This window comes from Streptomyces sp. NBC_00091, assembly GCF_026343185.1.
In the GTDB taxonomy this organism is placed as follows: domain Bacteria; phylum Actinomycetota; class Actinomycetes; order Streptomycetales; family Streptomycetaceae; genus Streptomyces.
This window is the reverse complement of record NZ_JAPEMA010000001.1, coordinates 5,431,386-5,454,729: the sequence shown is the minus strand read 5'-3', so window position 1 is coordinate 5,454,729 and position 23,344 is coordinate 5,431,386. Positions and strand designations below refer to the sequence as shown.

General features: G+C 73.6%; 18 protein-coding genes and 1 riboswitch. Of the genes, 12 read left to right on the top strand and 6 right to left on the bottom strand.

The window, feature by feature from the left end; all coding sequences use genetic code 11:
- Positions 1–32: 32 nt before the first annotated feature.
- Genes OOK34_RS25145 through OOK34_RS25135 form a run of 3 tightly spaced genes read right to left on the bottom strand, consistent with a single transcriptional unit; the run spans position 33 to position 3,056 of the window.
- Complete coding sequence (locus OOK34_RS25145) at positions 33–836, bottom strand: ABC transporter ATP-binding protein (RefSeq protein WP_267036116.1); 804 nt, start codon at positions 834–836, stop codon at positions 33–35.
- Positions 833–2,044 carry an iron ABC transporter permease gene (locus OOK34_RS25140; RefSeq protein ID WP_267036115.1) on the bottom strand — a complete coding sequence of 404 codons (1,212 nt, stop codon included), beginning with the start codon at positions 2,042–2,044 and terminating at the stop codon, positions 833–835. Before OOK34_RS25140 ends, OOK34_RS25145 begins: the two co-directional genes overlap by 4 nt.
- Positions 2,034–3,056: an ABC transporter substrate-binding protein gene (locus tag OOK34_RS25135; protein WP_267036114.1), complete on the bottom strand. Its 1,023-nt coding sequence runs from the start codon at positions 3,054–3,056 to the stop codon at positions 2,034–2,036. The genes OOK34_RS25140 and OOK34_RS25135 overlap by 11 nt, the downstream gene beginning before the upstream one ends.
- Positions 3,057–3,209: 153 nt before the next feature.
- Between OOK34_RS25135 and OOK34_RS25130 the strand changes: the two genes are divergently transcribed.
- Positions 3,210–4,502, top strand: a complete 1,293-nt coding sequence (locus OOK34_RS25130) for an MFS transporter (RefSeq protein WP_267036113.1) — start codon at positions 3,210–3,212, stop codon at positions 4,500–4,502.
- An 81-nt stretch (positions 4,503–4,583) separates the two neighbouring features.
- On the opposite strand, the gene metE is transcribed toward OOK34_RS25130, so the two are convergent.
- From metE to aceA, 3 genes are all read right to left on the bottom strand, one after another.
- Entirely contained in the window at positions 4,584–6,908 is a 2,325-nt protein-coding gene (gene metE / locus OOK34_RS25125; protein ID WP_267036112.1) for a 5-methyltetrahydropteroyltriglutamate--homocysteine S-methyltransferase, read from the bottom strand.
- A gap of 171 nt (positions 6,909–7,079) precedes the next feature.
- Positions 7,080–7,303, bottom strand: a riboswitch (cobalamin riboswitch).
- Between the two features lie 134 nt (positions 7,304–7,437).
- Positions 7,438–8,310 carry a 3-hydroxybutyryl-CoA dehydrogenase gene (locus OOK34_RS25120; protein ID WP_267036111.1) on the bottom strand — a complete coding sequence of 291 codons (873 nt, stop codon included), beginning with the start codon at positions 8,308–8,310 and terminating at the stop codon, positions 7,438–7,440.
- 115 nt (positions 8,311–8,425) lie between these two features.
- On the bottom strand, positions 8,426–9,715 hold the full coding sequence (aceA, locus tag OOK34_RS25115) for an isocitrate lyase (protein WP_267036110.1): 1,290 nt from the start codon (positions 9,713–9,715) through the stop codon (positions 8,426–8,428).
- Between the two features lie 275 nt (positions 9,716–9,990).
- Here aceA and OOK34_RS25110 point away from each other — a divergent pair, with 275 nt between their 5' ends.
- The 11 genes from OOK34_RS25110 (at position 9,991) to OOK34_RS25060 (ending at position 23,317) form a co-directional block, all read left to right on the top strand.
- Positions 9,991–11,394, top strand: coding sequence for a short-chain fatty acyl-CoA regulator family protein (locus OOK34_RS25110; RefSeq protein WP_267036109.1), 1,404 nt, complete (start codon positions 9,991–9,993; stop codon positions 11,392–11,394).
- A 180-nt stretch (positions 11,395–11,574) separates the two neighbouring features.
- Positions 11,575–12,564 (top strand): alpha/beta hydrolase family protein, encoded by a 990-nt coding sequence (locus tag OOK34_RS25105; RefSeq protein WP_267036108.1) that lies wholly within the window; start codon positions 11,575–11,577, stop codon positions 12,562–12,564.
- Between the two features lie 6 nt (positions 12,565–12,570).
- Positions 12,571–14,085, top strand: coding sequence for a peptidoglycan DD-metalloendopeptidase family protein (locus OOK34_RS25100; protein WP_267036107.1), 1,515 nt, complete (start codon positions 12,571–12,573; stop codon positions 14,083–14,085).
- A 12-nt stretch (positions 14,086–14,097) separates the two neighbouring features.
- The gene (locus OOK34_RS25095) at positions 14,098–15,564 is read left to right on the top strand and encodes a hypothetical protein (protein ID WP_267036106.1); all 1,467 of its coding nucleotides are present in this window, start codon (positions 14,098–14,100) and stop codon (positions 15,562–15,564) included.
- A 14-nt stretch (positions 15,565–15,578) separates the two neighbouring features.
- Positions 15,579–17,603, top strand: a complete 2,025-nt coding sequence (locus tag OOK34_RS25090; RefSeq protein WP_267036105.1) for a family 43 glycosylhydrolase — start codon at positions 15,579–15,581, stop codon at positions 17,601–17,603.
- A 109-nt stretch (positions 17,604–17,712) separates the two neighbouring features.
- Entirely contained in the window at positions 17,713–18,510 is a 798-nt protein-coding gene (locus OOK34_RS25085; protein WP_267036104.1) for a serine/threonine protein kinase, read from the top strand.
- A 20-nt stretch (positions 18,511–18,530) separates the two neighbouring features.
- A complete protein-coding gene (locus OOK34_RS25080) occupies positions 18,531–19,922 on the top strand; it encodes a serine/threonine-protein kinase (RefSeq protein ID WP_267036103.1) in 1,392 nt (463 codons plus the stop codon).
- 139 nt (positions 19,923–20,061) lie between these two features.
- Positions 20,062–20,790: a TetR-like C-terminal domain-containing protein gene (locus OOK34_RS25075; protein WP_267036102.1), complete on the top strand. Its 729-nt coding sequence runs from the start codon at positions 20,062–20,064 to the stop codon at positions 20,788–20,790.
- Positions 20,791–20,830: 40 nt separating this feature from the next.
- Positions 20,831–21,985 carry an MAB_1171c family putative transporter gene (locus tag OOK34_RS25070; protein WP_267036101.1) on the top strand — a complete coding sequence of 385 codons (1,155 nt, stop codon included), beginning with the start codon at positions 20,831–20,833 and terminating at the stop codon, positions 21,983–21,985.
- 304 nt (positions 21,986–22,289) lie between these two features.
- On the top strand, positions 22,290–22,742 hold the full coding sequence (locus OOK34_RS25065; protein ID WP_267036100.1) for a helix-turn-helix domain-containing protein: 453 nt from the start codon (positions 22,290–22,292) through the stop codon (positions 22,740–22,742).
- A complete protein-coding gene (locus OOK34_RS25060; protein WP_267036099.1) occupies positions 22,739–23,317 on the top strand; it encodes a toxin in 579 nt (192 codons plus the stop codon). The genes OOK34_RS25065 and OOK34_RS25060 overlap by 4 nt, the downstream gene beginning before the upstream one ends.
- Positions 23,318–23,344 lie beyond the last annotated feature (27 nt).

Here is a 23,344-nt window from a genome sequence, read left to right as displayed (position 1 = left end):
GGTGGAGGTGGTGCGGTTCACGGGTTTCCTTTTCACGGGGCGGATCGGGGGGCCGGGGCCGGTGCCGGGGCGGCGAGCGGCCCGCGGTAGGTGACGGCGGGGTGGCCCAGGGTGTCGGTGGTGAGTTCGGCGTCCACCTCGAAGACCTCGGCGAGGCGTTCGGCGGTCAGGACGGCGGCGGGGGTGCCGGATGCGGTCAGGCGGCCGTGGTGCAGGAGCAGCAGCCGGTCGCAGTACCGGGCGGCGAGCGAGAGGTCGTGCAGGGCGACCAGGACCGTCCGGCCGGCGCCGGTCAGCAGCTCCATCAGTTCCAGCTGGTGCCTGACGTCGAGGTGGTTGGTGGGTTCGTCGAGGAGGAGCCCGTACGGCTGCTGGGCCAGCGCGCGGGCGATGTGCGCGCGCTGTCGCTCGCCGCCGGAGAGCGCCCGCCAGGAGCGGCCGGCGAGCGCGGTGAGTCCGACGCGTTCCAGCGCGGCGGCGACCACCGCCCGGTCCGCGGGGTCCGGTCCGCGCCAGCGGTCGCGGAACGGGGTCCGGCCCAGGCCCACGACGTCGGCGACCCGCAGATCGCTGTCGGCGCCCGCGTCCTGTTCGACGAAGGCGACGTGGCGGGCGGTCCGGCGCGCGCTCCAGTCCCGTACGGACACGCCGTCGTACCGGACGGTGCCCGCGTCGGGGGCGCGCAGGCCGGCCAGGCAACGCAGCAGCGAGGACTTGCCCGAGCCGTTGGGCCCGAGCAGACCGACCGTCTCGCCGGGGGCGATGTCCAGGCTGACGCCGCGTACGACCGGCGTGCCCGCCACCGACCAGCTCAGCCCTTCGGCGCTGATCCTCACAGCTCCCCCCTCCTGCGCAGGACGAGCAGGAAGAGCGGTACGCCGAGCAGGGCGGTGATCACGCCCACGGGAACCTCCCGGGGTGCGAAGGCGATCCGCGCCAGCGCGTCCGTCCACATCAGGAACACCGCGCCCGCGAGCGCCGCGTACGGCAGGAGCACCCGGTGCACCGGTCCGACGAGGAAGCGCACCCCGTGCGGGACGATCAGGCCGACGAAGCCGATGGCGCCGACGGTGGCCACCGCGACGGCCGTCAGCGTGGCCGTGACCACGAGCAGCAGCATCCGGGTGCGCCGTACGCCGATCCCCAGGGACGCGGCGGTGTCGGCACCGAAGGCGAGTCCGTCGAGGGCGTTCGAGCACAGCCAGGCGGCCGCCAGCCCCAGGGGGGTGACGATCGCGCAGACCACGACGGTGTTCCAGCGGGCCGGCGCCATCGAGCCGAGCAGCCAGTGGGTGACGGCCCGCGTGGTGTCCGCGTCCGCCGAGGCCATCAGGACGAGGGAGGTCAGCGCGGTGAAGAGCTGGCCGACGACCACACCGGTCAGGACGATGCGTACGGAGTCCAGGCCCGTGCGCCGGAGCAGCAGCAGGAGCGCGCCGAAGGCGAGCAGCGCGCCGGCGAGCGCACCGCCGGTGACCCCGAGCACGCCCGCGCCCACCCCGAGCACGACCACCGCGACGGCGCCCGCCGACGCCCCCGAGGAGACGCCGAGCAGGTAGGGGTCGGCGAGCGCGTTGCGGGTGACCGCCTGGAGCACCGCGCCGCACACGGCGAGCGAGGCGCCGACGAGGCCGGCCATCAGTACGCGCGGCAGCCGCAGGTCCCAGACGAGGGAGTCCAGCAGCGGGGGCAGCGGCTCAACGGCCAGGCCGAGACGGGTTCCGAGGACCCGGGCGAGGCCGCTCCAGCCCACGTCGGCGGTGCCGACGCGTACGGCCGCCGCCACCGAGCCGGCGAGGGCGGCCGCGCAGAGCAGGAAGAGCACCGCCCGGGCGGCCGGGGACCGGGCCGGCCGGGGAGGGCCGGTGGCGGATCCGGCCGTCACCGACCGGCCGCGGGCCGCCGGAAGCAGGAGGTCCACGGTCGGCGGGGGTTCCCCCGGCAGCCGGGCGTCGGCCGGAGGCAGCAGGTCCGCCGCAGGCAGCGGATCCGCCGGAGGCAGCAGCTCCGCCGGGCCGCTGCGGGTGGCCGGGTCAGCGGACATACCCGAGGTCCTTCATGCCGGCCGCCAGCAGCCCCAGGGCGTGCACGGAGCGCACCGATGGGTCCAGTTCGATGCCCGGCACCTCGAGGATCCTGCGCTCGCGCACCGCGCCCAGCTGGGAGATCACCGGGTGCTGGGTCATGGCGGCGCGCTTCTCGGCGGCGCTGTCGCCGGGCCGCCCGCGCTCGGAGAGGTCGCCGATCACGATGAAGTCCGGGTCGCGCTTGGCGACTTCCTCCCAGGACACCTCGGGCCAGTCCTCGTCCACGTCGTCGAAGGCGTTCTTCGCACCCACGATCCGGCTCATCTCGCTGGGCAGGCCGCTCTTGCCGGCCACGTACGGCATGCCGTTGAAGACGGAGTAGAGGTAGACCACGGTGGGCTGGTCCGCGCCCCGGGGAACCCTGGAGGCGTTCTCCCCGGCCCTGGCGACGGCGGCGCGCTGGTCGGCGGCCAGCCTGCCCGCCCGTTCCCCGGCGCCGAAGATCCTGCCCAGGTTCTCGTAGTCGGAGAAGAGCAGCTCGAAGGGGGTCTTGCCGGCCGGGTTCTGCCGGGGGCAGTCCACTGCGCTGACGAAGGTGGGGACCTTGAGGGCGGACAGCTCCTCGCGGGTGCCGGCCCGGTCCTTGGTGAAGAGGTCGGCGGAGCCGGCGACGACGAAGTCGGGGGTGGCGGCCCGAAGTTGCTCGCCGGTGGCGATCTTGGGGGCGATGACCGGGATCTTGGCGTACGCCGCCTCGTAGGGCGCGGGCATCTTCGTCTTGAGGTTGGCGGTTCCCGCCATCCGGTCCTGGAGCCCCAGTTCGAGCAGGGTCTCGGTCGAGGTCTGGTCCAGGGCCACGGTCCGCTCCGGAGGCCGGGCGAAGGAGAGCGGCTGGCCGCAGCTGGCGACGGAGGCCGCCTCCGCAGTCGGCCCGGGGGCGGCTCTGGAGCCGTCGCCGGCTGCCGTGGAGCAGCCCGCGGTGGCGAGGGCGAGGGTGAGGGCGATACCGAGGCGGGCGGGGTGGCGCATGGGTTCTCCGGTCTGGGAGGGCGGGCGTGGGTGTTGTCGTGCACCGGGCAGGAGTGCCGCGTTCGAAGGGTACTGTAATGGTAATCATTTTCATTAACCACATCGGGGCGGTCCTCCGGCCGCCTCCCCCACCCCCCTGGGAGCAACGACACCGTGGCCACCACACCCCTGCCGACGACGGCCAAGAGCCCTGCCCCGCCCCCGCGTTCGGTCCTGCGCGACACCTCGTTCCTGCGGCTGTGGGCGGGTACCACCGCCTCCGGCCTCGCGACCTGGGCCCTGCCCTTCGTCCTCGGGCTCGCCGTACTGCACCGCGACCTCGGCGCGGCCGGCCTCGGCCTGGTCCTCGCCGCGCGCACCGTCGGCTTCCTCGCCGCCGTCGCCGTCGGCGGCGTCCTGGCCGACCGGCACTCCCGCCGCGCGGCCGTCCTGTGGTCGGCCCTCGCGGCGGCGGCCGCCGCGCCGCTGCTCGCCGCCGGACTCGGCCGCTCCGTCGTCCTGATGACGGCCGCCGCCGCCCTCGCGGGCGCCGGACAGGGCGCCTGCCGCCCGGCGTTCCAGGCGCTCGTCGCCGAGACCGTCGACCCCGGGCGCCGCCAGCAGGCCAACGCCGCCATGACCATGGCCGTACGCGGCTGCACGCTCGCCGGGCCCGCCCTGACGGCGTTGCTCGCCGCCTTCCTCGACGTCCGGACGCTGCTCCTCGGCATCGCGCTGCTCTGGCTGGTCGCCGCGCTCGTCCCGGGCAAGGGCAAGGGCAAGGGCAAGGGCAAGGGCAACGCCGCCGCCCCGGACCCGGCGGACGGGCCGCCCGCCCCGCGCGCCGGCTTCCGCGCCGAGTTCCTGGAGGGGATACGCGAGGCACGCCGCCACCCCTGGTTCCTCGCCGGACTCTCCGCCCTCGCCGCCGTCATCGCGCTCGGCTACTCCGCCACCAGCGTCGCCCTGCCGCTGATCAGCCGGGACCGCTACGGCACCGAGTGGGTGCTGGCCGCGGCCGTGACCGCCTACACCGTGGGCGCGCTCGCGGGGGCCCTGGTCATGGCCCGCCTCCGGCCGCGCTCGCAGGGCTGGGCCGCCTTCGCCGGGCTGGCCGCGTACGGCTTCGCGCCGCTGAGCCTGATGCTGCCCGTGCACCCGCTCGTGGTCGTCGCCGCGTACGCCGTCGCCGGGATCGGCATAGAACTGTTCAACGTGCCCTGGTTCACGGCCACCCAGCGCGAGGTCGACCCGGGCAAGCTGGCCCGCGTCTCCTCACTGGACTTCCTCGTGTCCTACGGCCTGGCGCCGGTCGGGCTGGCCCTGATCGCCCCGGCCGTCGAGGCCTTCGGGGTCACGGCCGTCCTCGCCGTCTGCGCCGCCGCCTGCTTCCTCGTACCGGCCGCCGCGGCGCTGGTGCCCACCGCCCGGCACTTCGCGCGGACGGCTCCGGCGGCGCGGGACTGACGGGGGCGGCGGGGCCCGCACCAGCCGGCCGGGGCGGGCCCGTTCGCCCGCCCCGGCCGGCCGCTTCAGGCCGTCAGGCCGTCACGCCGTCTCGGCGGAGACCTCCGCGCGCACCTGCCGGGCCGCTTCCACGAGGTTCTCCAGGGAGGCCCTCGTCTCCGTCCAGCCGCGCGTCTTGAGGCCGCAGTCCGGGTTCACCCAGAGCCGCTCGGCCGGTACGGCCTCGAGCCCCCTGCGCAGGAGGGCGGCCGCCTCCGCGGTGGAGGGGACCCGGGGCGAGTGGATGTCCCAGACCCCGGGGCCGACCTCGCGCGGGTAGCCCGCGCCGGCCAGTTCGTCCGCGACCCGCATGTGCGAGCGGGCGGCCTCCAGGCTGATGACGTCGGCGTCCAGGGCGTCGATGGCCCCGACGATGTCGCCGAACTCCGCGTAGCACATGTGCGTGTGGATCTGGGTCCGCGGAAGGGCGCCGCCGGTGGTGAGCCGGAAGGCCCCGGTGGCCCAGTCCAGGTACTCCGCACGGCCGCAGGACCGTAGCGGGAGGGTCTCCCGCAGGGCCGGCTCGTCGACCTGGATGACGGCGGTCCCCGCGGCCTCCAGGTCCGCCACCTCGTCGCGCAGGGCGAGGGCCACCTGGCGGGCGGTGTCGCCGAGCGGCTGGTCGTCGCGTACGAAGGACCAGGCGAGCATGGTGACGGGGCCGGTCAGCATCCCCTTGACCGGGCGGCCCGTCTGCGCCTGCGCGTAGGTGGTCCAGCGCACCGTCATCGGCGCGGGGCGGGAGACGTCGCCGGCGAGGACCGGCGGGCGGACGTAGCGGGTGCCGTAGGACTGCACCCAGCCGTGCCGGGTGGCGAGGAAGCCCGTGAGCCGCTCGGCGAAGTACTGGACCATGTCGTTGCGCTCGGGCTCGCCGTGCACGAGCACGTCGAGGCCGGCCTTCTCCTGGAAGGCGACGACCGCCCGGATCTCCGCCTTGATCCGCTCCTCGTACCCGGCCCGGTCGAGGGCTCCCGAGCGCAGCTCGGCGCGGGCCGTGCGCAGGTCGGCGGTCTGCGGGAAGGAGCCGATGCTCGTCGTGGGGAGCAGGGGCAGGCCCAGGTGCGCGCGCTGGGCGGCGGCCCGCCGGGGGTACGGCTCGCTGCGGCGGGCGTCGGTGTCGGTGACGGCCGCCGCTCTGGCCCGTACCCCGGGGTCGCGGGTGAGCGCGGAGTTCGCGCGGGACGCGAGATCGGCGCGGTTCGCGGCCAGTTCGGCGGCGATCGTGTCGGTGCCCCGGGTGAGGGCGCGGGCCAGGGTGGCGATCTCGGCGGCCTTCTGGCGGGCGAAGGCGAACCAGCGGCGGATCTGCGGATCGGTGTCCCGCTCGGCCGCGGCGTCCAGCGGTACGTGGAGCAGCGAGCAGGAGGCGGCGACGTCGACCCGGCCGGCGAGTCCGAGGAGGGTCGCGAGGGTGCCCAGGGACTTCTCGTAGTCGTTGATCCAGATGTTGCGGCCGTTGACCACGCCCGCGACGAGGCGCTTGCCGGGCAGGCCGCCGACGGCCGCGAGGTCGGCGAGGTTCGGGGCGGCGGGCCCGGTGAAGTCGAGGGCGAGGCCTTCGACGGGGGCCTTGGCCAGCACCGGGAGGGCTTCGCCGAGCCGGTCGAAGTACGAGGCCACGAGCAGCCGGGGCCGGTCGGTCAGGCCGCCGAGCTCGCGGTAGGCGCGGGCGGCGGCGTTCAGCTCGGCGGGGGTCCGGTCCTGCACCAGGGCGGGCTCGTCCAGCTGCACCCAGGCGGCGCCGGCGGCGCGCAGGTCGGCGAGGATCCGCGCGTACACCGGGAGCAGCCGGTCCAGCAGGGTGAGCGGATCGAAGCCGGGGGCTGCGGCAGGGGCGGGCTTGGCCAGGAGCAGGTAGGTGACCGGCCCGACGAGGACCGGGCGCGCCGTGTGGCCGAGTGCGAGGGCCTCTTCGAGTTCGGCCACCTGCTTCGTGGAGTCGGCCGTGAAGGCGGTGTCCGGGCCGAGTTCGGGGACGAGGTAGTGGTAGTTGGTGTCGAACCACTTGGTCATCTCCAGGGGCGCCACCTCCTGGGTGCCGCGGGCCATGGCGAAGTAGCCGTCGAGCGCGTCCGCTTCGACGGCGGCGCGGTGGCGGGCGGGGACGGCGCCGACCATCACGCTGGTGTCCAGCACGTGGTCGTAGTACGAGAAGTCGCCGGTCGGCACTTCGGTGATGCCGGCGTCGGCCAGCTGCCGCCAGTTCGCGCGGCGCAGTTCGCGGGCGGTCTCGTGGAGGGCTCCGGCGCTGACGCCGCCCTTCCAGTAGCCCTCGACGGCCTTCTTCAGTTCCCGGTCACCTCCCTGGCGGGGGTATCCGTACACAGTGGCTCGTGCTGCCGCGGCTGTGGACTCGGGGGTCACGGAACTCTCCTTCGCGAGTTACTCCTGTGGCCCCGGTGACGGGAGCGGAGGCGCGAAGGGGTGCCGGACCGGTCGGACCGCCGGCCGCGTATCTCTGGGGGTACGCGCGGATGCCCGCCTGCTGTGCACGCCGACCCGCCCACGAGGTCACCGGGATGTCCGCGCACGATCGGTCGCGCGCGGGCAACGGGCAGGTCTTCGGACTCGCGGGCACGCCTGCCGGTCTCCCGGCGGGCACCTACTGGCCGTCGCTTCCCGGACCCGGACGGATCCAGTGCGTATGACGGCGGTCGTTCCCGCTCACCGCTGCGGGGCAGTCCCGGATTCCCACCGGGTTCCCTCTTACGACGCATCCCGCCTGGCTGACGGGGCGAACCAGCTGCCCGGCCAGACTAGACGGTGGCCTCGCGGAGTTCAGGGCGATGTCCACATCGCGGACGGCCGGCGGGGGCGCGGCGGACACCACTCCGCCCGCCCCCGCCCACCGCGCGCAGCCGGGCCCCTCAGCCCGGCGGCGGACCGGGGCCCCTCATCGGCCCCGGTCGTACGTGTGGAACCCGCGGCCGCTCTTGCGGCCCAGCCGGCCCGCCTGGACCATGCGCCGGAGCAGTGGGGGCGGGGCGTAGAGGGGTTCCTTGAACTCGTCGTAGAGGGACTGCGCGATGGCGGCGACGGTGTCGAGTCCGATCAGGTCGGCGAGCTTGAGCGGTCCCATCGGGTGGGCGCAGCCCAGTTCCATGCCCGCGTCGACGTCGGCGGCGGTGGCATAGCCGGACTCGGCCATGCGAATGGCCGAAAGCAGATAGGGGATCAGCAGGGCATTGACGACGAATCCGGCCCGGTCCTGCGAGCGGATGACCGTCTTGCCCAGGGCGTCCCGGGCGAAGGCCTCCACGGTCGCCAGGGTGTCGGCGGTGGTGTGGAGCGAGGAGACGATCTCCACCAGGGGCAGGACGGGGACGGGGTTGAAGAAGTGCAGCCCCACCACCCGGTCGGCGCGGCCTGTGGCCATCCCCAGGCACATCACGGGCAGGGAGGAGGTGTTGGTGGCGAGGACGGCCGCCGGATCCTCCACGATCTTGTCGAGGGCGGCGAAGGTCTCCGTCTTGACCCGGGCGCCCTCGGTGACGGCCTCGATGACGAGCTGCCGGTCGGCGAGGTCGTCGAGGCTGCCGGAGAAGACGAGGCGGGCCAGGGCGTCCTCTGCGGAGATCCGGTCCAGTTTGCCGCGCTGGACCGCCCGTTCGAGGGAGACGGCCACGCGTTCGCGGGCCGCCCGGGCCGCGGTGGCGCCGGCCTCGCAGACCACCGTGTCGAGGCCGGCGCGTGCGCAGACCTCGGCGATCCCGGCGCCCATCTGCCCGCCGCCGACGACCCCGACCCTGCGGACGGCAGCGCTCATGACGGGTCCTCCTGGCGGCGTACGAGGTGGCGGGTGTGGGCGTCGGGCGTGGTGGGTGCGGTGGTGGACATGCGGGTCTCCTGACGGGAAGGGGCGGGGCGCGGGCGCCGGCCGGTCAGTGGAACTGCTCTTCCTCGGTGGAGCCGGAGAGCGCCGTGGTGGAGGAGGCGGGGTTGACGGCGGTGGAGACCAGGTCGAAGTAGCCGGTGCCGACCTCGCGCTGGTGCCTGACGGCCGTGAAGCCCTGGGCCTGGGAGGCGAACTCGCGTTCCTGGAGGTCGACGTAGGCGGTCATGCCGTGCTCGGCGTAGCCGCGGGCGAGGTCGAACATGCCGTGGTTGAGGGAGTGGAAGCCGGCCAGGGTGATGAACTGGAAGCGGTAGCCCATGGCGCCCAGTTCCCGCTGGAACTTGGCGATCTGGTCGTCGTCCAGCGCCGCCTTCCAGTTGAAGGACGGGGAGCAGTTGTAGGCCAGCATCCGGTCGGGGTACCGCGCGTGGATCGCCTCGGCGAACTCGCGGGCCTGGGCCAGGTCCGGGGTACCGGTCTCGACCCAGATCAGGTCGGCGTACGGGGCGTAGGCCAGACCGCGTGCGATGACCGGGTCCATGCCGCCGCGCACGCGGTAGAAGCCCTCGGCGGTGCGCTCGCCGGTGGTGAAGCGTGCGTCGCGCTCGTCCACGTCGCTGGTCAGGAGGTTCGCGGCGAGGGCGTCCGTGCGGGCGATGATCACGGTCGGGACGCCGGCGATGTCGGCGGCGAGGCGGGCGGCGTTGAGGGTGCGGATGTGCTGGGAGGTGGGGACGAGGACCTTGCCGCCGAGGTGGCCGCACTTCTTCTCGGAGGCCAGCTGGTCCTCGTAGTGGATGCCGGCCGCGCCGGCCGCGATCATGGCCTTGGTCAGCTCGAAGGCGTTGAGCGGGCCGCCGAAGCCGGCCTCGGCGTCCGCGACGATCGGGGCGAGCCAGTCCGTCGCGTCGTTGCCGCCTTCGGCGGTGGCGATCTGGTCGGCGCGCAGCAGCGCGTTGTTGATCCGGCGCACCACCTGCGGCACCGAGTTGACCGGGTACAGGCTCTGGTCGGGGTAGGTGTGCCCGGCCTGGTTGGCGTCGGCGGCGACCTGCCAGCCGGAGAGGTAGATGGCCTGGAGCCCGGCCCGTACCTGCTGGACGGCCTGGCCGCCGGTCAGCGCGCCGAGGGCGTGGACGTAGTCCAGCTCGTGGAGCTGGCGCCACAGGCGCTCGGCGCCGCGCCGGGCCAGGGTGTGCTCCTCGCGGACGCTGCCGGAGAGCCGCACCACGTCCAGGGCGCCGTAGGTGCGCTCGATCCCGGCCCATCGCGGGTCGGCCGCCCAGCTCCGCTCGAGCTGCTGCGCCGCCGCGGTGGCCGTGTTCGCCTCTGTCATGACTGTCACCGTCTCCATCGGTTGCCTGAACTGCCAGGGCACGCACAGGCCATGACGGGGCATGGGCACGGCGTGCCTGAACAGAGGGGTCGCGGCCGGTGGTTGCCGAGTCCGGCTGGCCGCAGGACCGACTCTGGCAGTGGCACGCAGTGCCCTCAAGCAGGGCCGACTGCCAAGTTCTGCGCATCTTCCACGGCGTTTTTGCCAAGCTTGCGAAGGCCGGCGGCGGGAATTTCCCGCGTACCCTGAAGCCCGGCCGACGGCGGAGGGGTGCGGTGGGGAAGACGTACGCGGGAGCGCGGCTGCGGCGGCTGCGCGAGGAGCGGCGGATGAGTCAGGTGGAGTTGGCCCGGGTCCTCGGCATCTCGGCCAGCTACCTCAACCAGATGGAACACGACTCGCGCCCGCTCACCGTCCCGGTGCTGCTCCGCCTGACCGAGGCGTTCGGGGTCGACCCCGGTTTCTTCTCCGAGCGCGACACCAGCCGGCTCGTGGCCGACCTGCGCGAGGCGCTCGCCGGTGAGATCGCGCAGGCCCGCGTCTCCCCCTCGGACCTGGCCGAACTGGCCACCCGGATGCCGGCGGTCGCCGCCGTGCTGCTGGACCTGGGGCGGCGCGGCCAACTGCTGTCCGAGCGGCTCGCGGAGACGGCGGACGGCCGCGGCGGCGGACCCGCCGTACCGCGCTCGCCCCACGAGGAGATCCGCGAGTTCTTCTACCGGCGCCAGAACTACCTCCACGACAGCGACCTCGCCGCCGAGGGCCTCGCCCACAAGGTCGGCATCCGCCGCGGGGACGTCCTGCGCGTGCTGTCCGAGCGGCTCGCCGACCGCCACGGGGTCCGGCTGGCGGCCGGGTCCGACCGGCTGCACCACTTCGACGACCGGGCCAGGGTGCTGCACCTGTCCGGCCGCCTCCGGCCCGGCCAGCGGGCGTTCCGGATGGCCACCCAGCTGGCCCTGCTGGAGTACGGCGACGAGCTGGACCGACAGGCGGCCGAGGACTTCGCGCCGGGCTCCCCCGCCCACGCCCTGGCCCGGATCGGCATCGCCAACTACTTCGCCGCCGCGCTCGTCCTCCCGTACCGCGCCTTCCACACGGCCGCCGAGGAGTTCCGCTACGACATCGAGCGGCTGTCCGACCACTTCGGGCTCGGCTACGAGACCGTCTGCCACCGTCTCAGCACCCTCCAGCGGCCCCGGCTGCGCGGGGTGCCCTTCTCCTTCGTCCGGGTGGACCGCGCCGGGAACATGTCCAAGCGGCAGTCCGCCACGGGCTTCCACTTCTCCCGCGCGGGCGGCACCTGCCCGCTGTGGAACGTGTACGAGGCCTTCGCCGCCCCCGGCCGCATCCACGTCCAGGTCGCCGCGATGCCGGACGGGCAGCGGTACTTGTGGACCGCCCGGGCCGTCACCCGCCACCGCGGCGGCTGGGGCGAACCCGGCAAGACCTTCGCGATCGGCCTCGGCTGCGAGATCCGCCACGCCTCCCGCCTCGTCTACTCCGACGGCCTCGACCTCGACAACGCGGCGGCCGCCACCCCCATCGGCATGGGCTGCCGGCTCTGCGAGCGGCTGGACTGCCCCCAGCGGGCCGTACCGCCGCTGGGCCGCACGCTGGCGGTCGACGAGAACAGCAGCACCTTCGTGCCCTACCCCGTCGTGGACGGACCGGGCTGAACCCCGGGCGGCCCCAGGCCGCCACCAGCCCTATCCGAGCCCGCCTCCTGTGTCATCCCGTAATGTTCCGGATCCCCCGGCCGCAGGCCCGTTGCTACGTTCCCAAGCGCCAGCTCACACGGCTGCGCCCGGGTCACGCCAGCCGACCCGGCGCCGCACCTTTCCGACCGGGAGGCCCCGTTGACCGCGCAGCACCCCACACGCAGGAGCATCCTCAAGTCCGCCGGCGGGCTCTCGGCGGCGATGGCCCTGGGCGCCGGGGGCGTCCTGTCCGCCGCGACCTCGGCCTCGGCGGCCGGTGACGGCTTCGGCCTGCGCATCGTGGACCGCAACGAGAACGACCCCCGGATGTGGTACTACCGCTTCGACACCGAAGCCATCGGCTGGGACCCGGCCGTGAACGTGCTGCTCCCCGACGACTACCACTGGAGCGGTCGCACCTATCCCGTGCTCTACCTCTTCCACGGTGGCGGCACGGACCAGGACTTCATCACCTTCGACCGCGAGCGCATCCGCGACTGGACGGCCGGCAAGCCGATCATCGTGGTCATGCCGGACGGCGGCCACGCGGGCTGGTACTCGAACCCCGTGAGCTCCAACGTCGGCCCCCGCAACTGGGAGACCTTCCACATCGCCCAGCTGCTCCCGTGGGTCGAGGCGAACTTCCGCACCTTCGCCGAGTACGACGGACGCGCGGTCGCCGGCTTCTCGATGGGCGGCTTCGGCGCGCTGAAGTACGCCGCCAAGTACTGGGGCCACTTCGCCTCCGTCAGCGCCCACTCCGGCCCGGCCAGCCTGCGCCGCGACAACGGCCTCGTGGGCCACTGGGCCAACGCCACGGCCGCGGCCCTGGACCTGAACGGCGGCACGATCTACGGCGCCCCCTTCTGGGACCAGGCCCGGGTGAGCGCCGACAACCCGGTGGAGCGCATCGAGAGCTACCGCAACAAGCGGGTCTTCCTCGTCGCGGGCACCAGCCCCGATCCGGTCAGCTGGTTCGACACGGTCAACGAGACCCAGGTCCTCGCCGGGCAGCGGGAGTTCCGCGGCCTGCTCGACGGCGCCGGCATCCCGCACGAGTCGTACGAGGTTCCCGGCGGCCACTTCGTCCGCCACGACCTGCTGAACCGCGACATCGACGGCGTCATCGCACGGCTCCGGAAGGCGTGAGGGCAGATGCTTCCCGGTTCCCGACGCGCGCTGCGTACGGTTCTCGCGGCGGCGGCCGCCCTGCTGCCCGCACTCCTGCCGGCCACCCCGGCGGCGGCCCGCACCGCCGGCTTCGCCGGGTCCTGCCCGACCATCGGCAGCATCACCACGTACTACGGCAACGGCCACGACGGCATCGACATCGCCGCCAACTACGGTACGCCGATCCACGCCGTGGGTGACGGCGAGGTGATCGCGTCCGGACCCGCCCAGGGCTACGGCCAGTGGATCCGCATCCAGCACCCCGACGGGACGGTGACCGAGTACGGGCACATGTACCAGCGGGACGTTTCGGTCGGTGAGCACGTCACGGCCGGACAGCGCATCGCGCTGATGGGCTCCGAAGGCCAGTCCAGCGGCCCCCACCTCCACCTGAGGGTGTGGGCGTCCCTGGGCGACAGCGGCGGCATCGACCCGCTGCCCTACCTCGAAGAGCGCGGTGTCGACATACCCTGCACCCCGGGCCAGGGGCCGGGTCCCGGTCCTGCTCCGGTGGTGCACCCGGTGGAGTCGGGCCGGGTGGTGTCGGCCCGGTCGGCCGACGGCCGGCTGGAGGTGTTCGCCGCCGGGTCCGACGGGGTCCACCACGCCTGGCAGACCTCGGTGAGCGCGGGCTGGGCGGACTGGGAGAACCTGGGCGGTCCCGCGGGCGCCGAGCTGGCGATGGCTCCGAACGCCGACGGACGCCTGGAGATGTTCGCCATCAACGGCAACGTCTTCCAGCACCGCTACCAGCTCAGCCCCGCCGGCGGCTGGTCCGGCTGGGAGAACTTCGGCGGCGGCGGACACGACATCGCGGCCGGCACCAACGCCGACGGCCGCATCGAGGTCTTCGCCTCCGGGCCCGCCGGCCTCTTCCACAGGTACCAGACCGCGCCCAACGGCGGCTGGTCCGAGTGGGAGCCCACCGGCGGCGGCCCCGCCAACAGCCGCATCGAGATGGAGAAGTCCCCCGACGGCCGGCTCGAGGTCTTCGCCCTGGGCGCCGACACCTTCCAGCACCAGTACCAGACCGCGGTCAACGGCGGCTGGTCCACCTGGCAGAACTTCGGCGGCGGCGGACACGACCTCAGCCTGGACCACAACGCCGACGGCCGCCTCGAGGTCTTCGCCTCCGGCCCCAACGGCGTCTTCCACAAGTACCAGACCAGCCCGAGCAGCTGGTCCGACTGGGAACCGACCGGCGGCCCCGCCAATGCCCAGCTCACCACCGAGCGCACCCCCGACGGGCGCATCGAGGTCTTCGCCATCAACGGCACCACCGCCATGCAGATCTGGCAGACCGACCCCAACGCCCCGTACAGCCAATGGGCCGCCTTCGGCGGCGGCGGCACCGAGATCACCGCGGCGGTGAACGACGACGGCCGCATCGAGGTGTTCGGAACCAGCAGCGCCGGCGTCTACCACAAATGGCAGACCGGCTTCTCCACCTGGTCCGACTGGGCCTGGGTCAACAACACCTCCGGCCCCGCCGTCAACTGAGGAGACCAGCAGGTGACCACCGTGCAGCGCGCTCGCAGAGCGCCCCATCGCGCCGTCGTGTCGGCGCTCGCGTCCCTCCTGCTCGCGGCGGGCGCCCTGGCCGGCGCCTCCCCCGCGTCCGCCGCGTCGAGCGATCTGTGCGCCCAGACCGGCTTCAACGCGGGCTTCCGCGGCGACGGCCTGGTGACGGCCGTCGCCGTCGCCCTCGCGGAGTCCAGCTGCGACCCGTCGGCGACCAACGTCCAGAACAACACGCCCCCGTCCAGGGACCGCGGCCTCTGGCAGATCAACGACTACTGGCACCCCGAGGTCGACGACACCTGCGCCTACGACGCCCAGTGCAACGCGAACGCCGCCTTCGAGATCTCCTCCGGGGGTACGAACTGGCAGCCGTGGTCGACGTACAACGCGGGCGTGCACCAGCGGCACATGGACGAGGCCCGGGCCGCGGTGGACCGGCTCGGCCACCACGAACCCGGACCGGGTCCGCTGACGTATCCGGCCGAGTCGGGCCGGGTGGTGTCGGCGCGGTCGGCGGACGGCCGGCTGGAGATGTTCGTGGCCGCGGCCGACGGTGTGCACCACGCCTGGCAGACGAGCGTGAACGGCGCCTGGTCCGAGTGGGAGTCCCTGGGCGGGCCCGGCGGCGCGGAACTGGCGATCGGGCCCAACGCCGACGGCCGGCTGGAGATGTTCGCCATCAACGGCAACGTCTTCCAGCACCGTTACCAGCTGTCGCCCTCGGGCGGCTGGTCCGGCTGGGAATCGTTCGGCGGCGGTGGCAAGGACATCGCGGTCGGCGCGAACGGCGACGGCCGGCTGGAGGTCTTCGCCTCCGGACCGGTCGGCGTCTTCCACAGGTACCAGGCGGCACCCAACGGCGGCTGGTCCGACTGGGAACCCGCCGGCGGCGGACCGGCCAACGGCCGCATCGAGATGGAGAAGTCCCCGGACGGACGCCTCGAAGTCTTCGCCCTCAACGGAGACACCTTCCAGCACCTCTACCAGACAGCCGTCAACGGCGGCTGGTCGACCTGGCAGGACTTCGGTGGCGGCGGCCGCGACCTGACCGTCGACCACAACCAGGACGGCCGACTGGAGGTATTCGCCTCCGGACCGGCCGGCGTCTTCCACAAATACCAGACAGGTCAGTCGAGTTGGTCCGACTGGGAACCCACCGGGGGCCCCGCCGACTCCCAGCTCACCAGTGAACGGTCGCCGGACGGACGGATCGAGGTCTTCGCCATCAACGGGACCACCGCCCAGCACATCTGGCAGACCGGCGTCAACGCCCCGTACGGCCAGTGGGACACCTTCGGAGGCGGCGGCACCGAGATCACGGCCACCGCCAACGCCGACGGACGCATCGAGGTCTTCGGGACCAGCAGCGCCGGCGTCTACCACAAGTGGCAGACCGGCTTCACCTCCTGGTCCGACTGGGCCTGGGTGAGCAACAGCTCCGGCCCCGCCGTCAACTGACCCCGGAGAGACCCGTGCATCCGATCAGCAGACGGCGCCTGTTGCGGGGTGCCGCCGCGGGGGCCGGCGCGCTCGCCCTGCCGGGCCTCGGCAGGGCGGCCGCCGCCACGGCCGCCCTGCCCCACCAGTGGGTCGGCGCCGGGCCCTTCACCCACGTCTACGATCCCTCCGTCGCCGGCCGGCGCCGCTACCTCAACGACCACACCCTGATCAGGGCGGCCGGCCGGTGGCACCTGTTCAGCATCGCGGGCGACAGCGCCCCGCCGGGCGAGTCCCCGGACAGCGGGGCCGAGGTGTCCTTCGCCCACGCGTCCGCGGCGGATCCGTACGGTCCGTGGACCACGCACGCCGACGCGCTGACCCTCGACCCGGCCTACCACGGCGAGGAACACCTGTGGGCACCGTACGTCGTCGAGGCGGGCGGAACCTTCTGGATGTTCTACGCCGCCGGCGGCCGCAGCGGCGCCGCGATCAACCTCGCCACCTCCACCGACCTGTTCACCTGGACCCGCGTGCCGTCCGGCCCGCTGTTCCGGGGGATCACGGCGCGCGACCCGATGGTGCTGCGGGCCGGCGCCGAGTGGGTCATGTACTACACCGAACTCTCCGGTCCCCACGGCAACCACGTCGTGGCCTTCCGGCGCTCCGCCGACCTGCTGAACTGGAGCGATCCGGAGATCGCGTTCACCGACGCGAGCACCGACACCACGGTGTCGGTCACCGAGTCGCCCTGCGTCGTCGAACGGGACGGCTGGTACTACCTCTTCATCGGGCCGCGGGGCGGGTACGACGGCACGGACGTGTTCGCCTCCCGCGACCCCTTCCGCTTCGACCTCGGCGGTTATGCGGGCCATGTGCCCGGCCACGCCGTCGAGGTGGTCCACGACGGGCAGGACTGGCACGCGAGCGCGGCGGGCTGGTTCCACCAGGGCCTGTACCTGGCGCCGCTGCTGTGGCGGGACGCGCCACCGCCGTGGCAGAGCGCGGAGAACCCGGTGGCCGGCCGGGACGTGGACGGCCGGCTGACGGTGTTCGCGCTCGACGCCGGCGACCGTTCGGCGCTGCGGCGCGTCCAGCTCGACGCGGAGTCCGACACCTGGTCGGCGTGGGAGTCCTTCGGCGGGCCGGCGGGGGCGGTCCCCACCCTCGGCCCGGGCGCCCAGGGCAGGCTCGAGGTCTTCTCCCTCGCCCCGGGCGCGGTCAACCTGCACCACCGGGTGCAGCGGACCGACGGCGGCTGGTACGACTGGGAGGAGTTCGGCGGCCCGGCCGGAGCCGCCCCGGCCGTGGTCCGGGGCGCCGACGGCAGGCTGGAGGTCCACGCCCCGGCCCCCGGCGGCGGCTCCCTCGCCCGGCGGCGGCAGCGGTCGCCCGGTTCGCTGACGTGGGACGTGTGGGACGGCGGGTTCGGCGGTCCGGCGGGCGCACCCCCGGTCGTCGCCGCCAACGCCGACGGGCGGCTGGAGGTGTTCGTCCTCGCGCCCGGTGGCTCCGGGATCCTGCACCGGTGGCAGGAGACCCCGGGCGGCGCCTGGTCGGCATGGAGCGCCTTCGGTACCGCGGCCGGCGCCGCGCCGCGCGTGGCGCGCGACGGCAGCGGCCGCCTCACCGTCACCGCGATCGCCCCGTCCGGCGTGGCGGCGTACTACCGGCGCCAGACCGTGCCGAGCGGCGGCTGGGGCGACTGGCAGCCCCTGTTCGGCTGGGCTGCCGCGGCCCCCACCCTCGTACCCAGCGCCGACGGCAGGCTCGAGGCCTTCGTCCTGTCCCCCGGCGGGGCCCGGCTCGGCCACCGCTGGCACGTCGACTCCGGCGGCACCTGGAGTCCCGAGGAGGAGTTCGGCGAGCCCGGGGTCCCGCTCGCCACCACGCCGTCCGCCGCGGCCGACTCCACCGGGCGGATCCACCTCTTCGCCGTCACCACCGACGGCCGGGTGCGCACCCGCGTACAGGACCGGCCCAGTGGCGGCTGGCGTCCCTGGACCGGCTTCGGCGACCGCCTGGTCGCGCCGCTCCGCCCCGGGGGTCCCGCCTATTGAGGCCCTCCACCGTCCCCGCGTAATTGGCCGATGTCACACCGTGCAGCCGCGCACGCAGCCGGTAACGTTCCCTGTCTGACGTCCGTCGACGCGTCGTACAGGGGGAGCGGTGAGCGGCATTGTCGTCCATCTGCCGCAGGGCAGCGGTGGCGCGGCCGACGGGGAACCGGGCGGCGGGGCCGTGACGTTACGCCTCGGGCCGGGGGAAGTCGCGCGGTTCGGGCGCGGATCCTCCAGGACGCCGGTCGAACTGCGCCTCGCCGACGAGGCGGTCTCCCGCCTGGCGGGGGAGATCCGGGTCACCGAGGACCACTGGCAGCTGACCAACCACAGCACGAGCCAGAGCTACCTCGTGGAGAACCCGGAGGGGGCCGGCGAGTACCTGCGGGTACCGCCCCGCCGGGCCGGGGCGCCCATCCCGTTCGAGTTCTCCCGGGTGGTGCTGCCCACCCGGCGCGGAACCACCGTCTCCTTCCAGGTGTTCGCCCCCGACCACGTCTACCTGGACGGCCAGGGCGCTGACGGCTCCTGGGCCAGCCGCACGGTCACGGCGTACTCCCTGGACGAGACCGCCACGTACTTCCTGGTGCTGGTCGCGCTCTGCGAGCCCTGGCTGCGCGACCAGTCGCCGGTCTCGGTGCCGACCACCCCGCAGGTGGTCGAGCGGCTCAGGCCGCACGCCGGCTGCGGCCGGCTGACGGCGCGGGCGGTCAGCTCGCACATCGACTACCTGGCCGAGGAGAAGCTGCGGATCGATGTCCCCGCCGCGCCCGAGGCCGGCCGCTCGGACCGCCGCAACGGGAAACGGGACGCGGTCGTCGGGCTCGCGCTGAAGTTCGGCATCGTACGGGAGGAGCACCTCGCGCTGCTGCCGCCCCGGGCCGAACCGGGCGCGCGGGGGCGGTAGACGTGACGCGGGTGCGGAGCATGAACACCTCATGGGACAGCGACCACACGGAACTGCTGCCCCGGGGGCACCGGGTGGGCGACTGGGTGGTCGCCGAGCCGATCGGGGCGGGCGGCTGGGGGACGGTCTACGCCGCACGGCCGGCCCGGGAGGGCGCGGAGCCGGGCGAGGTCGCCCTCAAGGTGATGCCGACGGCCGGGCTCGCACCGCGCCAGGCGCGGAACGTGGCCGAATCCGCGCGGCGCGAGGTCGAACTCGGGCGCCGGGCGGGGCATCCGCGGCTCGTCCGGCTGCTGGACTCGGTCGTCCTCGGCGCCCCGGACCACCCCTCCCTGGACGGCGCCATCGTCCTGGTCATGGAACGGGCCGCGCACAGCCTGCGGGACCTGCTCGGCGCCGGGGTGGGCGAGGCCGAGGGCGGCCGGCTGATCGCGGGGATCTGCGAGGGGCTGGCCCACCTGCACCGCAGCGGCTGGGTGCACGCCGACCTCAAGCCCGAGAACGTCCTGATCGGGGCGGACGGTTCGGTGAAGCTCTCGGACTTCGGGCTCGCCACCGAACTGACCGGAACGCACGGACACGCGCCCCCGATGGGCACCCTGGACTACCTGCCGCCCGAGCGCTGGAAGGCCCCGCTCGGCGAACTGGGCGTGCAGGTCCGCCCGAGCGCCGACATCTGGGCCCTGGGCATCGTGATCCACGAGGTGTTCTCCTGCGGTGTCCCGCTGTTCCCCGGCGCGACGCCGATGGCGCGCGGGGCCGCCGTGCAGGAGTACGCGGCGGGGCGCGCGCCCCTGCGCATGGACGGCGGGGTTCCGGCGTTCTGGCGCGAGCTGGCCGCCGACTGTCTGGCCCCGGCCCACGCCGCGCGCGCCGCGCACACCGCCGAGAGCCTGCTCGCGCGCATCACCGCCCGGCAGGAGGGGGACGCCCCCGTCGGGCGTGCGGTACGGCTGCGGCGGTGGGCCCGGGCCGGCCTGTTCGCGGTCGCGGCCTGCGGGGCGGTGGGCGCGGCCGTCTGGTCGTACGCCGGACGGGCGGGGGCCCCGGCTTCGCCGCAGGACTCCGACGGGGGTCCGGCGCGGGTCCGGGTGTTCAATGCCGAGCGGGCCTGCCAGGACCGCGCGGACCGGGACCGGCAGTGCAGTCTCGGCCTGGCGGTGGACCCCGTGCGGCCCTACACCGCCGAGAACGTGGCGCCGGCCCGGGTGTGGCACGGCGACCCCCTCGAGGCCGACTGCCAGCTGGCGCACGGCGAAGCCGTCATCGACGAGTCGGGCCTGCGGTCCACCCTGTGGTTCCGCGTCCGCCTGGCCGACGGGGACGCACGGGTGCGGGCCTGGCTGCCGGCCGTACGGACGAAGGACCGCCCGGCACTCCCCCGGTGTCCGGCCCCGACGGCGGCCCGCTGACGGGGTTCGGCGGGCCGGGGCTACGGGCGGCCGGGGTTACGGGTGGCCGGGGTTACGGGTGGCCGGATCGCAGCGCCCGGCCGGGGTGCTCGGGAGGCCGCGCTCACGGCAGTTGTCATGCGGCGGGTACGGTTCCGGCATGGACGTTTCCGCAACCAGTTCGAATGCCGGTCACCAGGACCCGGCGACCCTGATCAAGGACGGCGCGCGTCAGCAGCTGGCGAAGCTGGGCGCCGCAGGCCTGTCCCTGGACGCCGTGGCGCAGGAGAGCGGTCTTGCCGTCACCGCCGTGGAAGCCGTTTTCCCGCACCGGGACGACCTGCTGACCGCCCTGGTCATCGACGCATACAACGCGTCCGGCGCCGCGATGGAGCGGGCCGACGGGGCCGCCCGGGACGAGGGGGCTCCGGCGGGTGCGCGCCTCCTCGCGGCCACCCGCGCGCTGCGGCGGTGGTCCTTCGACAACCCCGCCGAGTTCACGCTGATCTACGGCTCGCCCGTACCGGACTACCACGCCCCGCAGGAGACGGTCCCGCCCGCCTCGCGCACGCCCGCCGTGCTCGCGGGCATCGTACGGGCCGCCCTGGAGGGCGGTGAGCTCACTCCGCCCCGGCGGACGGTGACCGGCCCGCCACTGCTCCTGCCGGCGGCCGTGGAGGCCTTCGGGGGTGTGCCCGAGGCTCCGTTCTCGGACATCATCGAGCGCGGCATCGTCCTGTGGAGCAATCTGATCGGGCTCCTCGTCTTCCAGGTCTTCAGCCGCACCCACGACAGCGTCAGCGACGAGTCCGCGTTCTTCGACTACGCCATCGCCGTGGCGGCCGAGAGCATCGGGCTCGAGGTCCCGCTGGGCGAGAAGACCGACTGAACCGTCCGCCCCACAGGCGGCACTTGCAGAAAATCCGGACGTGAACACCATCAGAACCCTCTGCTTCGTCATAGCGGCGCTCTCCTCGTACGCGGCGCTCGTCTACCGGCTGTGCCAGGCACGGCGCAGCTGGAAGGACAGCGCCTACCGCGCGCTGATCACCACCCTGCTGCTCCAGTGCCTCACCTTCACGATGGGCGCCGTCGCCATGGGGGGCGGGACCTTCCTGGGCGTCGGCAACCTGGCCATCCTCTGCATGCACCTGGCGGCGGTCGCCTTCTGCGTGAGCGCGCAGATCATCCTGCTGAAGTGGGCGGACGCCGACGAGGAGGCGCTCCGCAAGGCCCGCTACTGGCTGTACACCGGCATCGCCCTCAACGTGCTCCTGACGGCCCTGTTCCTGCTCGCCGACGGCCCCGGCCGGCCGGCCACGGACTTCGACACGGGCAGCGGTCAGCCGCTGGTGCTGACGTACCTGCTGGCCTTCATCGTGTCCCAGGCGATCCCGTGCGTGACGATCTTCCGCCAGTGCGGGCCCTACGCCCGGATGACCGACAACGCCTCGCTGCGGCAGGCGCTGCGGATGCTGTCCGTCGCCGCGGTGGTCCTCTTCCTGTACTGCTCGGCGAGGACGGTCAACATCCTGACGGCGGCGGCCGGGGTCGACATCGGCGTCTGGAAGCTCGCCTCGAACATCTTCAGCGCGACGGGCATCGTCATCCTCTCGCTGAGCCTGACCAACTCCTCCTGGGGCCCCTCGGCCACCAGGCTCCTGGAGTGGGCCCGCAGCTACCGGTCCTACCGGGCGCTCTACCCGCTCTGGCGGGACCTGTACGAGTCCTCCCCGGACATCGCCCTGGAGCCGCCGGGCGCCTCGGTCTCCGACCTGGACTACCGCCTGCACCGGCGGGTCGTGGAGATACGGGACGGCTGGCGGGACTTGCGCCCGTACATCGACCGCACCGCCCCCGGCGCCGACGGTCCGGGCAAGGAGGCCAGCGAGGAGTCGCGGCAGGCGTTCACGGAGGCGGCGCAGATCAAGCAGGCCCTGATCGCCAAGCGGACCGGTACCGTCCCGCACGACAACAAGGACGCCGGCGACTTCGACGACCGCGACACCGACAACTTCACGGCGGAGGTCGCCTGGCTCACCAAAGTCGCGGCCGCCTACAGTAAGCTCGGCACCGCGAGTTGAAGCTCCCGCCCGGTTTGCATCCCCCGTCAAACCGGGCGGGACCTCCCCCGTCACCCCCCGTCTCTGCACGGGGCAGGACGGGTGGCCACCGCCCGGACTGGCCCGGCCCATCCCCCGAGGGCCGGGCCAGTCCGTTTTTCACCAGCGGCCAACCCCACAAACCCCCGTGAGTCGAGTTAGCTACCAGCTATCGGCGAGACCCAACGTTGGCGGAGTCCAGGCCAATTGTCAACTAACCGCTAATCTGTGAAACTGACGTATAGCCAAGGGCTATACCGAGGAGGTGACGGGAGGAAGAATCACCATGACCGAGACTGAGACCGAGGCCGGCGACCGGCCCCTGCTCGCAGTGCGCCTCGACGACCTCTTCAAGACCATCCGCCCCAAGGGCAAGCACTGGACCAATGCCGAGGTGGCGGAGGAACTGAAGCGGGCCAACCCCGAACTCAAGGTCGGGGGTGTGTACCTGTCGCAGCTCCGGACCGGGAAGCGCTCCAACCCCTCGCCCGACCTCCTGGCCGCCCTCGCCCGTTTCTTCGGCGTCTCGGTCGCCTACTTCTTCGACGACAAGGTCGCCGAGTCGGTGCTCAGCCAGGTCGCCGCCATCGAGGCGCTGCGCCAGTCCGGCGTCCGCGCCGTGGCGATGCGGGCCGCCGGCATGAAGAAGGAGAACCTCCAGGCCATCACGGCCATCATGGACCAGTACCGGCAGATGCAGGGCCTGCCGCCCGTCAACGACTCCTCCGAGCCCGAATGAGGGGCGTCTGGAAGGAGCGGGCGGCCGACCAGGACCGTCGCACCCAGCTCAAGAAGCTCCGGAAGGCCGGTGTCCGGCGGATCGCCGAGCTCGACCTCCCCGAGGCGACCGACGTGGCCGAACTCTGCCGCCACCTCGGCGAGGTGCGCGACCGTCCGATCATCCTGGTCCCGATGCAGATGCCCTCGTCGCATCCCTGCGGCATGTGGGTCGCCGCCCGCGACGAGGACCTGATCTTCTACGACGCCAACACCACCAGCGCGCATCAGGAGCACATCATCTTGCACGAGCTGGGCCACATCATCTGCTGCCATCGCGGGGCCGGCGGGCTGGACGAGGCGGCCGCCCGCCTCCTCTTCCCCGACCTCGACCCCGACCTCGTACGGGACATGCTCCTGCGCGCGACCTACGACGACGTCCAGGAGCAGGAGGCGGAGATCATCGCCTACCTGCTCTCCCAGCGGATGGGCAACGCCGAGCAGCGGCACGGCGCGGCCCCGGACGCGGAAGCGGGCGAGGGCTGCCATCCCGGGAAGAGCGCCACGCTCAGCCGGATCGAACGCACCCTGATCTGAGGATGCAGCCCGCTCGGCCGGCCCGCT

Bases quoted from the DNA above. Each gene is read 5' to 3' on its own strand.
- OOK34_RS25140 (WP_267036115.1), bottom strand. From the start codon at position 2,044: ATGTCCGCTGACCCGGCCACCCGCAGCGGCCCGGCGGAGCTGCTGCCT.
- OOK34_RS25135 (WP_267036114.1), bottom strand. From the start codon at position 3,056: ATGCGCCACCCCGCCCGCCTCGGTATCGCCCTCACCCTCGCCCTCGCC.
- OOK34_RS25120 (WP_267036111.1), bottom strand. From the start codon at position 8,310: ATGAGCGCTGCCGTCCGCAGGGTCGGGGTCGTCGGCGGCGGGCAGATG.
- aceA (WP_267036110.1), bottom strand. From the start codon at position 9,715: ATGACAGAGGCGAACACGGCCACCGCGGCGGCGCAGCAGCTCGAGCGG.
- OOK34_RS25100 (WP_267036107.1), top strand. From the start codon at position 12,571: ATGCTTCCCGGTTCCCGACGCGCGCTGCGTACGGTTCTCGCGGCGGCG.
- OOK34_RS25080 (WP_267036103.1), top strand. From the start codon at position 18,531: ATGAACACCTCATGGGACAGCGACCACACGGAACTGCTGCCCCGGGGG.
- OOK34_RS25075 (WP_267036102.1), top strand. From the start codon at position 20,062: ATGGACGTTTCCGCAACCAGTTCGAATGCCGGTCACCAGGACCCGGCG.
- OOK34_RS25065 (WP_267036100.1), top strand. From the start codon at position 22,290: ATGACCGAGACTGAGACCGAGGCCGGCGACCGGCCCCTGCTCGCAGTG.
- OOK34_RS25060 (WP_267036099.1), top strand. From the start codon at position 22,739: ATGAGGGGCGTCTGGAAGGAGCGGGCGGCCGACCAGGACCGTCGCACC.